The 12,551-nt window shown below is 67.2% G+C and carries 12 protein-coding genes; 5 read left to right on the top strand and 7 right to left on the bottom strand.

Annotated elements, in window-relative coordinates; translation table 11 throughout:
• Window positions 1-37: 37 nt before the first annotated feature.
• Window positions 38-889, bottom strand: a complete 852-nt coding sequence (speE, locus tag AC5O77_RS04030; protein WP_478057512.1) for a polyamine aminopropyltransferase — start codon at window positions 887-889, stop codon at window positions 38-40.
• A gap of 190 nt (window positions 890-1,079) precedes the next feature.
• On the opposite strand from speE, the gene speA reads away from it, so the two are divergent.
• Both speA and AC5O77_RS04020 read left to right on the top strand, forming a co-directional pair.
• Complete coding sequence (gene speA, locus AC5O77_RS04025; protein WP_012512349.1) at window positions 1,080-2,969, top strand: arginine decarboxylase; 1,890 nt, start codon at window positions 1,080-1,082, stop codon at window positions 2,967-2,969.
• 43 nt (window positions 2,970-3,012) lie between these two features.
• Window positions 3,013-3,333, top strand: coding sequence for a DUF6122 family protein (locus tag AC5O77_RS04020; protein WP_012512348.1), 321 nt, complete (start codon window positions 3,013-3,015; stop codon window positions 3,331-3,333).
• Window positions 3,334-3,686: 353 nt separating this feature from the next.
• Here the strand turns inward: AC5O77_RS04020 and AC5O77_RS04015 are convergent, their stop codons facing one another.
• The 3 genes from AC5O77_RS04015 to AC5O77_RS04005 are packed head-to-tail and all read right to left on the bottom strand — an operon-like array spanning window position 3,687 to window position 5,952.
• Window positions 3,687-5,006: a sensor histidine kinase gene (locus AC5O77_RS04015; RefSeq protein ID WP_478057511.1), complete on the bottom strand. Its 1,320-nt coding sequence runs from the start codon at window positions 5,004-5,006 to the stop codon at window positions 3,687-3,689.
• Window positions 5,003-5,662: a response regulator transcription factor gene (locus AC5O77_RS04010; protein ID WP_478057510.1), complete on the bottom strand. Its 660-nt coding sequence runs from the start codon at window positions 5,660-5,662 to the stop codon at window positions 5,003-5,005. The genes AC5O77_RS04015 and AC5O77_RS04010 overlap by 4 nt, the downstream gene beginning before the upstream one ends.
• A complete protein-coding gene (locus tag AC5O77_RS04005; protein WP_046984201.1) occupies window positions 5,662-5,952 on the bottom strand; it encodes a PepSY domain-containing protein in 291 nt (96 codons plus the stop codon). Before AC5O77_RS04005 ends, AC5O77_RS04010 begins: the two co-directional genes overlap by 1 nt.
• Window positions 5,953-6,103: 151 nt before the next feature.
• Here AC5O77_RS04005 and AC5O77_RS04000 point away from each other — a divergent pair, with 151 nt between their 5' ends.
• Window positions 6,104-6,538, top strand: coding sequence for a PepSY domain-containing protein (locus tag AC5O77_RS04000; protein WP_478057509.1), 435 nt, complete (start codon window positions 6,104-6,106; stop codon window positions 6,536-6,538).
• A 127-nt stretch (window positions 6,539-6,665) separates the two neighbouring features.
• Here the strand turns inward: AC5O77_RS04000 and AC5O77_RS03995 are convergent, their stop codons facing one another.
• From AC5O77_RS03995 to AC5O77_RS03985, 3 genes are all read right to left on the bottom strand, one after another.
• Window positions 6,666-7,148 carry a hypothetical protein gene (locus AC5O77_RS03995; protein WP_478057508.1) on the bottom strand — a complete coding sequence of 161 codons (483 nt, stop codon included), beginning with the start codon at window positions 7,146-7,148 and terminating at the stop codon, window positions 6,666-6,668.
• Window positions 7,149-7,274: 126 nt separating this feature from the next.
• Window positions 7,275-8,483, bottom strand: coding sequence for an NAD(P)/FAD-dependent oxidoreductase (locus tag AC5O77_RS03990; protein WP_478057507.1), 1,209 nt, complete (start codon window positions 8,481-8,483; stop codon window positions 7,275-7,277).
• Between the two features lie 13 nt (window positions 8,484-8,496).
• Window positions 8,497-8,991, bottom strand: coding sequence for a lipocalin family protein (locus AC5O77_RS03985; protein ID WP_285301785.1), 495 nt, complete (start codon window positions 8,989-8,991; stop codon window positions 8,497-8,499).
• 182 nt (window positions 8,992-9,173) lie between these two features.
• Here AC5O77_RS03985 and AC5O77_RS03980 point away from each other — a divergent pair, with 182 nt between their 5' ends.
• Complete coding sequence (locus tag AC5O77_RS03980; protein ID WP_006399378.1) at window positions 9,174-9,422, top strand: hypothetical protein; 249 nt, start codon at window positions 9,174-9,176, stop codon at window positions 9,420-9,422.
• An 87-nt stretch (window positions 9,423-9,509) separates the two neighbouring features.
• Window positions 9,510-11,939 (top strand): DUF3772 domain-containing protein, encoded by a 2,430-nt coding sequence (locus tag AC5O77_RS03975; protein ID WP_478057506.1) that lies wholly within the window; start codon window positions 9,510-9,512, stop codon window positions 11,937-11,939.
• Window positions 11,940-12,551: the final 612 nt, after the last annotated feature.

Here is a 12,551-nt window from a genome sequence, read left to right as displayed (position 1 = left end):
TTTGCATCGTTGGGTGCCGACCGTTGGTCGGCACGCATTACTTCAATGCAGCCTGCACGAACGGCGGGGTCACCAGCACGCCGGTGTGCAGTGCGGCGGTGTAGTACAGGGTCTCGAAGGTCTTGGCAGCCGAGTCGGCCTGGCGGAAGTCGAAGCTGCTGTCGCCCTTGCGCGCCATGGTCACGCTCCACCAGCCGGTGGGGTAGCACGGCTGCGGGAACGGCAGGGTCTTGAACGAACCGAAGCCGGCCTTGCCCATCTCGGTGCGCATTTCGTTGATCAGGTCCAGCTGCATCAGCGGCGACTCGGACTGCTGCACCAGGATGCCGTCGTCCTTCAGGGCCTTGAAGCAGCTCTCGTAGAAGGCCTTGTTGAACAGACCTTCGCCGGGGCCGACCGGGTCGGTCGAATCGACGATCACCACGTCCACGCTGCCGGCCGGGCAGTTGGCCATGTAGGCCACGCCGTCGTCGAACAGCAGCTCGGCGCGGGCGTCGTCGTTGGAATCGCACAGTTCCGGGAAGTGCTTGCGCGCCATCACGGTGACCTGCTCGTCGATATCGCACTGGGTCACGCTCTCCACGCCGGTGTGCTTGAGCACTTCGCGCAGGGTGCCGCAGTCGCCGCCACCGATGATCACCACGCGCTTGGGCGCGGCGTGGGTGAACAGCACCGGGTGGCTGATCATCTCGTGGTAGAAGAAGTTGTCCTTGCTGGTCAGCATGATGGCCCCGTCGATGGTCATCAGGTTGCCCCAGTCGGTGGTCTGGAAGATCTCGATCTTCTGGAACGGCGACTGCACCTCGTCCAGCTTGCCGGTGATGCGGTAGCCGATGGCCGAGCCGGTGCGCTCGAAGTGTTCGATGTACCAGTTGTTGCTGTCAGTCATTGAAAACAGTCCTGTTCGGAGGGGTGAAGCCGGGCTGGCGGGCGGGGCCGCGTGGCACAGATGCCACATCCGGACGGATCGGCCCGTTCAGGTTGGAACCTGTCACGGGCGCGGGCGCGCATGATAACGAACCTGTGGGCATATAGGCGTTATCATGCCCCCCCTTTTATTGCCAACAAGGCCGACTGAAATGACCGATTGGTCCCTCGACCAAGCCCGCAAGACCTACTCGATCCCGCATTGGGCGGACGGTTACTTCGACGTGGATCAGGCCGGGCACATGGTGGTGAGACCGACCGGGGCGGACGGCCCGGTGGTGTCGCTGCCCAAGGTGGTCGACGCGGCGCGTGCGGCCGGCGCCAAGCTGCCGTTGCTGGTGCGCTTCCCGGACATCCTCGGCCAGCGCCTGGGCAAGCTGCAGGCGGCCTTCGGCCAGGCCCAGCAGGACTGGGAATACAGCGGCGGCTACACCGCCGTGTACCCGATCAAGGTCAACCAGACCCGCGGCGTGGCCGGCACCCTGGCCAGCCACCACGGCGAAGGCTTCGGCCTGGAAGCGGGCAGCAAGCCCGAGCTGATGGCCGTGCTGGCGCTGTCGCGCCCGGGTGGCCTGATCGTCTGCAACGGTTACAAGGACCGCGAGTACATCCGCCTGGCCCTGATCGGCCGCAAGCTGGGCCTGCAGACCTTCATCGTCATCGAGAAGCCTTCCGAACTGAAGCTGGTGCTGGAAGAGTCCAAGGCGCTGGACGTGAAGCCGGGCCTGGGCGTGCGCATGCGCCTGGCCTCGCTGGGCGCCGGCAAGTGGCAGAACAGCGGTGGCGACAAGGCCAAGTTCGGCCTGTCGCCGCGCCAGCTGCTGGACCTGTGGAAGTCGCTGCGTGACACCGAGTACGCCGACTGCCTGAACCTGCTGCACTTCCACATGGGCTCGCAGATCTCCAACGTGCGCGACATCGCCAACGGCATGCGCGAAGCCACCCGCTACTTCGTGGAGCTGTCGCGCCTGGGCGCGAAGATCACCCACGTCGATGTGGGCGGTGGCCTGGGCGTGGACTATGAAGGCACCCGTTCGCGCAGCTTCTGCTCGATCAACTACGGCCTGCATTCCTACGCCAGCAACATCGTGCAGCCGCTGGCCAATGCCTGCGAAGAGTTCGGCCTGACTCCGCCGCGCATCGTTACCGAGTGCGGCCGCGCGATGACCGCGCACCACGCGGTGCTGATCGCCAACGTCTCGGAAGTGGAGGAGGCGCAGGAAGGCCGCGTGCCGGACCAGCACGACGACGAGCCGGCCGCGATCCGCCACCTGCGCGAGATCCACGACGAGCTGGACGTGCGCCCGGCGGTGGAACTGTTCCAGGAAGCGCAGCATTTCCACGCCGAAGGCCTGGCCAGCTACGCGCTGGGCCAGATCGACCTGCCGCAGCGTGCGCGCATCGACGATCTGTTCTACGCCATCGCCCATGGCGTGCGTGCGCGCCTGAGCTACGACGAGAAGAGCCATCGCCCGGTGCTGGATGAACTGAACGAGCGCCTGGTCGACAAGTACTTCGTCAACTTCAGCGTGTTCGAATCGATCCCGGACGTGTGGGCGATCGACCAGGTGTTCCCGATCGTGCCGATCGAGCGCCTGGACGAAACCCCGGACCGTCGCGGCATCATCGCCGACATGACCTGCGACTCGGACGGCATGGTGGAAACCTATGTCGAGAACGAGAGCCTGGACAGCTCGCTGCCGCTGCACAAGATGAAGCCGGGCGAGAGCTACCGCATCGGCTTCTTCATGGTTGGCGCCTACCAGGAAATCCTGGGCGACATCCACAACCTGTTCGGCGATACCGATGCGGTGGAAGTGCTGGCCGATGCCGATGGCTATGCCATCACCCAGCAGCGCCGCGGCGACACCACCGACGTGATGCTGGATTACGTGGGTTACCGCCTGGACGAGCTGCGCGCCACCTATGCGCAGCGCGTGGCCGAGGCGCAGCTGTCGCCGGAACGTGCGCAGGAGCTGTCGGAGGCGCTGGAAGCCGGCCTGACCGGTTACACCTACCTGTCCGACGAACCGCTGGTCTGAGGTCAACGGGAACGCCGGGCATGGCCCGGCGCTACCGGCCCCGATGAGCGCGCGCGCGATCTTCCACCTGTTCCTGCATGCCGCCGTGCCAGCCCTGCTGGCATGGCTGTTCTGGCGCAAGCGCTTCGCCTCGGCGTGGCTGCTGATGCTGCTGGGCTGGATCATCGATCTGGACCATCTGCTGGCCGATCCGATCTATGCACCGAACCGCTGCAGCATCGGGTTCCACCCGCTGCACACTGCACCGGCGATTGCGGTCTATGCGGGGTTGTGCGTGCCGAAGAAGACGCGGCTGGTGGGCATCGGATTGATGATCCACATCGTGCTGGACGCGATTGATTGCTGGTGGATGCACCACCGTTGATGCTGGGTGAATGCCGAACTTGGTTGGCACCTACCGGGTGCACGGCGACCGGTCGGATTGGCGCTTGGTAGAGCCGGCCGCTGGCCGGCTTCCGCAGGGTGTTCCCGATGACCACGTGGTTGCCGGCCAGCGGCCGGCACTACCCGCCGTTGGGTTGGCCAAGGTCGGCGCCTGCCAGATGCACGATGGCCGAGGGAACTGATGCACTGCTTTGGTAGATGCCGACCTTGGTCGGCGTTTTTGATGCGTGTCGACCAAGGTCGACACCTACCGGGAGCACGGCGACCGGTGTTCCCGTTGATCACGTGGTTGCCGGCCAGCGGCCGGCACTACCCGCCGTCAGGTTGGCCGCCTCACGCCACCGGCAACCACAACGTGGCCCGCAATCCCGGCTGTGCATTTTCCAACGCCAACCGCCCGCCATAACTGGCAGCGATATCACCCACAATCGCCAGGCCCAGCCCACTGCTGCCCTCGCGCTCATCCAGGCGCACGCCACGCTGGGTGACCTGCGACAGTGACTCCGCGGCCAGGCCCGGGCCGTCATCACGTACTTCGATGCGTAGCTGCCCGTCACTGCTGTCTGCGGTGACGTCCACCTGCTGTTGCGCCCACCGCCCGGCGTTATCCAGCAGGTTGCCCAGCATTTCTTCCAGATCGGCACTGGCACCGGCGAACTGCAGCGCCGGATCGATGCCTTCTGCCGTGAACGCAATGCCACGTTCGCCATGCACGCGTGCCATCAGCCTGCACAGTGCCTGCGCGACAGCGGCCACGTCGGTGCGCTGTCGATGGTCGGCGGCCAGTCCGGCCGCCAGGTAACGATCGACGCTGGCCTGCATGCGCGCGCTTTGCTCGCGCACGGTGGCGCGCCAGTCCGCGCCGTCGCCATCGGCCTCGGTGGCCAGCACGCTCAGGGGGGTTTTCAGCGCATGCGCCAGATCCTGTGCGCTGGTACGCGCACGCGCCACCATGCGTTGCTGATGCTCCAGCAGCGCGTTGAGCTCCTCACCCAGCGGCGCGACTTCCGCCCCCAGCCCCTGCGTCTCGATGCGCTGCGCGTCGCCGCGACGCACCCGTTCCAGCTGTGCACCGAGGCGGTGCAGCGGGCGCAAGCCGAAGTGCACCTGGCTGGCCAGCACCGCCAGCCACGCCGCGACCAGCACGGCCAGAGCGATGGCCGTGCGCTGACGGAATGCGGCCACATCCGCATCCAGCGCACTGCGGTCGGTGGCGACCACGACCACGAACGGCTCGCTGGCGCGCGGCAGGCGCACCTGCTGCACGCGTGCGCGCAGGGATTGCTGCAGCGGCCCACTCAGATTGCGCGTGGCCGGCCCGCTGGCTGTGGCGGGCAGGGTTTCATCCCACAGCGAACGCGACTGCAGCCGCACGCGGCCATCGGCACCGGCGATCTGCCAGTAGGCACCGGAGAACACACGCTGGAAGCGCGCGTCGTTCGGTTCCTGACGCAGGCGCAGCTGTCCGTCCGGATCCACTTCGGCCTGCGCCAGCAGGGTCAGCATGTCCTGCTGCAGTTCGTGGTCGAGGCGGTCACGCGCGCTGCGCTTGAACAGCTCGCCCAGCAGCGCACTGGCCAGCAGCGAGACCAGCAGCAGGCCGACACCGCCAGCCAGCAGCAGGCGCCGTCGCAGCGAGGGTTGCCGGCTCACGGCGCGGCCAGCCGCCAACCCTGGCCGCGTACGGTCTGGATCAGATCGATGCCGAGTTTGCGGCGCACCCGCCCGAGCAGCACGTCCAGTGCGTTCGAGTCCGGATCGTGGCCGCCATCGAACACCTGTTCGCCCAGGCGGTCGCGGCCGATCACCTGGCCGCTGTGATGGATGAAGTAACTGAGCAGGCGGAACTCCTGCGGGCTCAGCGCCAGCGGCTGTCCGTCCAGTTCGAAGCGACCAGCGTTGACGTCCAGTTGCAGCGGGCCGCAGTGCAGGCGCGGGCTGGCGTGGCCATGGCTGCGGCGGATCAACGCGCGCAGACGCAGCACCAGCTCATCGGCCTGGAACGGCTTGGTCAGGTAGTCGTCGGCACCGGCGTCGAAGCCGGCCAGCTTGTCGTGCCAGCGCCCGCGCGCGGTCAACACCAGCACCGGGAAGCTGCGGCCGTTGCCGCGCCAGCGCTCGATCACGCTCAGTCCATCCAGCCCGGGCAGGCCCAGGTCGACGATGGCGGCCTGCAGATCCTCGATCTGACCGATTTCCTCGGCCTCGCGACCGTCGGTAACCGCGTGCACCACGTAGCCGGCCTGTTCCAGCAGGGGCAGCAGGCGCTGTGCCAGCGCAGCATCGTCTTCGGCTAACAGGATGCGCATCAGTCGTCCAGCTCCGTCTTCAGCAGCTTTCCGCTGCGCGCATCATAGTCCAGCTCAACCACCACGCCGTCGCCGCGCAGGATCTCCACTTCGTAGACGCCATCGTCCAGCTCCACTTCCAGCAGCTGGCCCGGGTAGCGCTTGAGGGCATCGCGCACCACGCTTTCCAATGGCACGTAACGGCCTTGCTGCACGGCGCGGCGCGCGACCTGCTGCGCAGGGTCCTGTGCAGGCGCGGCGGCGGTCGGGGCGCTGGCCAGGGCCAGCAGCAGGGGCAGGGTGGAGAGCATCGGGGTGCAGTGAGAGCTGTAGGAACAGGCGTGAGTGTGCCGGGGGTGACTAACCGTTGGCTAACAGGGGCGGCTAAGGCGCTGTTAGCCACGGGGTGCATCGTGGCGTTGCCGGGATGGTCCGGCCACGAACACGAACAGGAGAACCCCCATGTTGAAGTCGCTCACCCTTGCCACCGTTGTCACCCTTGCGATTGCTCCCGCCGCACAGGCCGCGCCGCTGGGCATGGCCCAGGTCGAACAGACCCTGCGCAAGGCCGGCTACACCCAGATCCACGAGATCGAACGCGATGATGGCCTGTGGGAGGCGGATGTCAGCCGCGCCGATGGCCGCTTCAGCGAGGTCTACGTTGACCCCAAGACCGGCGAGATCTTCGACGAGCACAGCAAGCGCGCGCTGTTGACCACCGAGCAGGTGCTGGCACGGGCACAGGCGCATGGCCTGCGCGAGATCCATTCGCTGGAACGCGATGGTGCGACCTGGTCGCTGGAAGCGCGCAATGCCCGCAACCAGAAAGTGGAGGTGCGCCTGAGCGGCTATGACGGCCGCATCCTGCACAGCGAGCGCGATGGCTGGCTGGATTGACCTGCTGGTAGTGCCGGCCGCTGGCCGGCAACCCATGATCGTTTCCAACCCCGCGAGTCGCCGGCCAGCGGCCGGCGCTACCGCGCGACTACCAGCCGAGCATGGGCTCGGCTCTACAGGAGCTGGCTTACCAGCCAAACGGCGGCGGGTAATCCCAATAACCCGGGCCGCGGCCGTAGTAGCCGCCGTACGGGCCGTAGAAGCCCGGGCCCTTGCCTTCGCTCACGTGGATGTTGACGTTGACCCCGTGGGTCTTGCCTTCATCGGTGGTGTAGTTCTTGCTCAGGTTCAGCGTGGCCGCGTTGTAGTGGCTGTTGCCACCGTTCTTCGAATAGCCGATGCCGGTGGTGAAGCTGCCGGACACCTTGACCTTGTCGTCGGTCACGTCGGCGATCCTGGCGTCGTCGTGCACGCGCGGGCCGCTCTTGTCACCGTAGTACGTGCCCGGCGGGTCCTGCTGCAGGGCCGGGTCGTTGAGGTAGCGCATCGGCGCCTGCGGCAGCGTCAGGTCCAGGCCAGCGGCCTGCGGCGCGGTGGCGCCAGCGGCGGACTGGGCCAGCACGGTTCCCGGCAGGGCCAGGCACAGCAGCAGGGTCAGGGGGCGGATCATGACGGCGCTCCAGCGGACAGGTGGCCGCGCAACACGCGGCGGTACAGGCCGACGCTAGCAGGGGTTGCTTGAATGATGCCTGTCGGCGCCGGATTGGGGTAGAGCCAGGCCATGCCTGGCTGCAGGTCACAGCCGCCCGAACCCGAACAGCCCTTCCAGCGCATGCCTGCGCCGCTCGATCCGGGCCCGCAGCAGCTGGGCGCCGATCATCGAATAAGTGATGCCGTTGCCGCCGTAGGCCATGGCGAAATGCACCCGTGGCCCCCACTGATCGTGCGGGCCGAAGAAAGGCAGGCCGTCGGCGGTTTCGGCGAAGGTGCCGGCCCAGGAGAAGGCGGGCACCGGATCCAGCCGCGGGAACCAGTGCTGGAGCTGTTTCATCAGCTTGTCGGCCTTGCGCTCTACGCGCCGATCGCGGCGGGCGGGGATGTCGATGGCGTCGTCCAGCCCGCCCACCAGCAGGCGGCGGTCGCCGGTGGCGCGCAGGTACAGGTACGGGCGTGCGCTCTCCCACACCATCGTGTTGCGCAGGCGGCCCAGCACGTCCGCATCGATCGGGTCGGTGATGAAGGCATAGCTGCTGCGGTTGCGTGCGACGCGCTGATGCAGCCAGCGTTGGTTGGCATAGCCCATTGCCAGCACCACGTGGCGGGCGTGGATCGTGGCGCCGTCCTCGGTGAGGGCGCTCACGCCGCGTGCGGAGGGAGTGAGCGTGTGCAGCACCGTGCGGTCATGCACCTGGCCGCCGCGCCGGCGCACGCGCTGCAGCAGCGCATAGGTCAGGCGATAGGGATCGACCCGCGCCGCCTGGCGCGTGAGCAGGGCACCGCCGGCGTCCACGTCGAAGCGCTCCCGCAGTGCCTCCGGGCCCAGCCAGCGGGCATCCAGGCCGATTCCGCGCCGTGCCTCACCTTCGGCCATCAGGCGCGGCACGTCGCGATGGCGGCTGGCCAGGTACAGGCTGTCCATGCGCTGGAAATCAACGTCTTTCAGGCCGCGAGCCACGTCGCCCAGGGCCGGAATCGCCTCGGCACACGCCCGATAGGCAAGCGCGGCGGCGTCCTGGCCATGGCGCTGCGCCAGTTCCAGCAGATGGGTATCGATCTCGTACTGCAGCAACGCGGTGCTGGCAGCGGTGCTGCCCCAGCCGATATCGCGCTGCTCGATCACTGCCACGTCGTGGCCATGCCGGGACAGTTCGTCGGCAATCAGCGCACCGGTGATGCCGCCGCCGACCACCAGCACGTCGCAGCGCAGATCCTTTTCCAATGGCGGAAACGCCTGGATCAATCCATTGCGTATCGCCCACCAGGGGTAACCGCTCTTCAGGTCCATGGCCGTGTGCTGCTCAGGCGGTGGGACGGCCGGTATGCGGGGTCTGGATCAGTTCGGACAGATCGAAGCCCTGCAGGCGGGCGGCGGCCAGATAATGGTCCTGCACGGTAGCGTCCAGCTGCGGTTCGCGGGCCAGCAGCCACAGGTACTTGCGATCGGGGCTGCCGACCAGTGCCACGCTGTAGTCCGGCGCGACCTGGATCACCCAGTAGTCGCCCTTGGCGAACGGCAGCCAGCGCAGGCCCTTGGGCAGGAAGCTCACCTCCAGGCGCGCGCTGTCGTTGTCGACGGCGCAGGCCTCGCCGGTGGCTTCCTCGACCTCGCCGTCCATACGGCAGCGGTTGGTGACGCCGACGTTGCCGTTGTCGAGCAGGGTGTAGTGCGCCGACACGTCGGTGCAGCCTTCCGGCTCGTGGCGCATCGGCAGGCGCGCGATCTCGTACCAGGTGCCCAGGTAGCGGGGCAGCTTGAGGTCGGCGACGGTCTTCAGCGGCGGGTGCTCGGTCATCGGTGGTCGTGGCAGGGGTGGGCCTCCACGATGCCGATGGCCTTGCCATGGGCGGGTGAAGCCGGGGCGATGGCCGTGTCCAGAACGTTCCGTCGCCCCGGCGGAGCGCCCGTTGTCACCGGCGTGGCGGTATCCTGCTGCCAGCGCCGTGTTTTCCTGATCCAACCGAGGTGGAGGTGCCGATGTACCAGGTGATCCTGTTGAAGAGTGAATCCGCGTTCGCACGCGAACAATGGCCGCAGGTCGATGACCTGGTCGACTACGAAGGCGTGGCCTACAGCCTGCGCGCCGGCCCGCGCCAGCCGCTGCCGACCGACCACGACTGGCACCCGGTGGCGGTATATGCGCCCGATGAGATTACCGAGGAAGAGTTCCAGGACTGGTACGCGCTGCAGCAGCCGACGGTGGAAGAGCTGCGCCTGAAGTACTGATGCTCGACGCTGCCAGGGCCGTCCATCCGCCCTTGACCGGCTCTGCCGTATAGTCGCGCGCAGGCGCGGTGGTCCGCGCGAACCGGTGTGGCTGGCTTGTCTTCTTTCCTGCGATCGATCCGTGCACGGGGCCCTTGGCTGGCCCTGCTGCTGTGCAGCGCCTTCCTGCTGTCCGCGTCGGTGCTGGCGCAGGATGATGCGCCCACGCCGAAGCAGCAGCTGGCAGGTATCGATGCGAAGCTGAAGGAGGTCGACCGCAAGCGTGGTGATGCGGCCGCCATCGAGACGCTGGCGATGCTGTCCGAGAATGCCTCGCAGGTACGGCGTGACGCCGAGGCGCTGGAAAAGGAGTTGCAGCCACAGCTCGTCCGCCTCGACGAACAGCTGGCGCAGTTGGGCACGCCTGCCGAGGGCGCCACCGAGCCGCCCGAACTGGCGGCGCAACGGCGCAGCATCAACAAACAACGCGACGGACTGGCCGCGTCGGTAGCGCAGGCCAAGACCAGTGCCGTGCGCGCCCAGCAGCTGGCGACCGACATCGACCAGCAGCGCGCCGCGCAACGTACCGAAGAACTGGGGCAGAAGGTCGCCTCGCCGTTGTCGCCCGCGCTGTGGAGCAAGGTTGCCGAGCGCCTGCCGATCGATATCGCACGCGTCGCGCCGTTGGCCGAGCAGGGGCGCGATACGTTTGTCGCTGGCGTCCGGGCCAATGGCTGGGGCACGCCGTTGCTGGGCCTGCTGGCTGCACTGGTCATGATGTTCCCGCTGCGGTTGTGGCTGCGCCGGCTGGGTCGCCGCTTTGCCGCGTCCGAGCGTGCGCCCGATGGCCGCCTGCGGCGCTCCGGCCTGGCCATGTGGCTGCTGCTGGTGGGCACGCTGCTGCCCGGCTATGCCGTGGTGGTGCTGATGGCGGCGCTGGATGCCATCAATGCGATTGCGCCGCGCCTGCAGGTGGTGGCCGACGGGCTGGAGACCGCAACGTTCCGCGCTGCGTTCATTGCGGCACTCAGCGCCTGCATGCTGGTTCCCAAGCGGCCGTCGTGGCGGTTGCTGAATCTGGATGACACCGCCGCGCTCAAGCTGCGCAAGTACGCGTGGGGCGCGGCGGCGCTTGCCTGGCTGAGCACGGTGCTGGTGGCCCTCGATCAGGCCACGCGTACCAGCGACGTCACCACGGTGGCGTTGGATGGCCTGATTGCGCTGACCTATCTCGGCCTGATCATGGCCATGCTGGTGACCCTGGCGCGCCTGCATCGCCGGCAGACCGCCGAGGCCGAGGCCAAGCTGGAGGCGCAGGCCGATGGCATGGGCGCGACCACGCCGGTGCGCCGCAGCAGCTGGCTGGTGCTGGCGCGCGTGGCGGGCAATGTCGCGGTGGTGGCCGCCATCGTCGCGACGTTGATGGGCTACCTGAACTTCGCCAAATTCGTGAACCAGCAGCTGATCGGCGGCAGCATCGTGGTGCTGGCGGCGACGCTGCTGTTCAAGTTCGTCGATGACTTGAGCACGTGGATGCTCAACGCCGACAGCAAGGTGGGTCAGACCATCCTGCTCAGTACCGGCCTGAGCGTGTCGCGGCTGGAGCAGGCCGGCGTGCTGCTGTCGGCGGTTCTGCGTACCGTGGTCGTGCTGCTCACGCTGCTTGCCCTGGTAGCGCCGTTCGGCAACATCGGCGCAGTAGTGGAGCGATTCACTTCACTGTTCACGACCGGATTCGATATCGGTGGCACCAAGCTGGCACCGGCGGGGATCGTGATGGCAGTACTGGCGCTGCTGGCCGGCCTGGCGATCACCCAGCTGGTGCAGCGCTGGCTGACCGACACCTATCTGCCCAAGACCGAACTGGACCTGGGCGCACGCAATTCGGTCAGTACGGTTGCCCGCTACGTCGGCATCATCATCGCGGTGATCTGGGCGTTGAGCGCGATGGGCCTGCAGCTGAGCAAACTGGCACTGCTGGTCAGCGCGCTGTCGGTGGGTATTGGTTTCGGCCTGCAGGTGATTACCCAGAACTTCGTCTCCGGCCTGATTCTGCTGGCCGAGCGCCCGGTGAAGATCGGCGACTGGGTGAAGCTGGGCGACCAGGAGGGCGACATCCGCCGCATCAGCCTGCGTTCGACCGAGATCCAGGTAGGCGACAAGTCCACCCTGATCGTGCCCAACTCCGAGCTGGTCACCAAGACCGTGCGCAACATGACGATGGGCAACAACCAGGGCCGCATCCAGATTCAGTTCGCGGTGCCGCCCAGCACCGATGTCGGCAGCCTGCGCCAGGCGCTGCTGGATGCGTACACCGCGCACACCAACGTGCTGAAACAGCCAGCACCGACGGTCTACATCGACAGCATTGCCGGTGGCCAGATCACCATCAACAGCTTCGCGTACGTGGCCAGCCCGCGGCAGGTGTATGCGACCCGCAGCGATCTGTACTTCAGCCTGTTGCAGATCCTGGCGGAGCGGAACATTCCGCTGTCGACCCCGACCGACATCCACATCACCCGCGATCCGCAGGAGTAGGGGGTTCTTTGCAGGGCTGCGCCCTGCACCCGCTACAAGCCGGAGCAACGACAACAGCAACAGCAACAGCAACGGCGTGCATTCCGTTGGATGGCGGGGCGATGTCGGAGTGCGGGGACGCCGTAAATCCGTCCATGGAGGCTTGGCAGCCGCATCCATGCGGCTGACACCCCGCACTCCGACACCGCCCCACCTCTGACAGATTCCTGCGGCTGTCGGTAGGTGTCGACCTTGGTCGACACGTCTGTCAGATATCGAAATCAATCTGGGGTCAGATCCGTTTTCCTCCGGAAAACGGATCTGACCCCAAGAGTATTTCCGACAGATCGCGGAAAACTGTCGAAGGCGGGGTGGGGGGGGGGGGGGGGGGGGGGGGGGGGGGGGGGGGGGGGGGGGGGGGGCGGGGGGGGGCGGGCGGGGGGGCGGGGGGGGGGGGGGGGGGGGGGCGCCGCGGCGCCGCCCCCCCCCCCCCCCCCCCCCGGCAAACAAAACCCCAACACCCACACAAAACCAAAACCACACACCCCCCAGCGCAACCCCCCAAACAACACCACCCCACACAGCAACACCACCCCACAACACACACCACACACACAACACACAACAAAAAAA

Source organism: Stenotrophomonas sp. INTA L402-1 (assembly GCF_059295135.1).
This window is presented reverse-complemented; position numbering and strand designations above follow the sequence as displayed.

Bases quoted from the DNA above. Each gene is read 5' to 3' on its own strand.
- AC5O77_RS04000 (WP_478057509.1), top strand. From the start codon at position 6,104: ATGTTGAAGTCGCTCACCCTTGCCACCGTTGTCACCCTTGCGATTGCT.
- AC5O77_RS03990 (WP_478057507.1), bottom strand. From the start codon at position 8,483: ATGGACCTGAAGAGCGGTTACCCCTGGTGGGCGATACGCAATGGATTG.
- AC5O77_RS04020 (WP_012512348.1), top strand. From the start codon at position 3,013: ATGAGCGCGCGCGCGATCTTCCACCTGTTCCTGCATGCCGCCGTGCCA.
- speE (WP_478057512.1), bottom strand. From the start codon at position 889: ATGACTGACAGCAACAACTGGTACATCGAACACTTCGAGCGCACCGGC.
- AC5O77_RS03980 (WP_006399378.1), top strand. From the start codon at position 9,174: ATGTACCAGGTGATCCTGTTGAAGAGTGAATCCGCGTTCGCACGCGAA.
- AC5O77_RS04005 (WP_046984201.1), bottom strand. From the start codon at position 5,952: ATGCTCTCCACCCTGCCCCTGCTGCTGGCCCTGGCCAGCGCCCCGACC.
- speA (WP_012512349.1), top strand. From the start codon at position 1,080: ATGACCGATTGGTCCCTCGACCAAGCCCGCAAGACCTACTCGATCCCG.
- AC5O77_RS03995 (WP_478057508.1), bottom strand. From the start codon at position 7,148: ATGATCCGCCCCCTGACCCTGCTGCTGTGCCTGGCCCTGCCGGGAACC.
- AC5O77_RS04010 (WP_478057510.1), bottom strand. From the start codon at position 5,662: ATGCGCATCCTGTTAGCCGAAGACGATGCTGCGCTGGCACAGCGCCTG.
- AC5O77_RS03985 (WP_285301785.1), bottom strand. From the start codon at position 8,991: ATGACCGAGCACCCGCCGCTGAAGACCGTCGCCGACCTCAAGCTGCCC.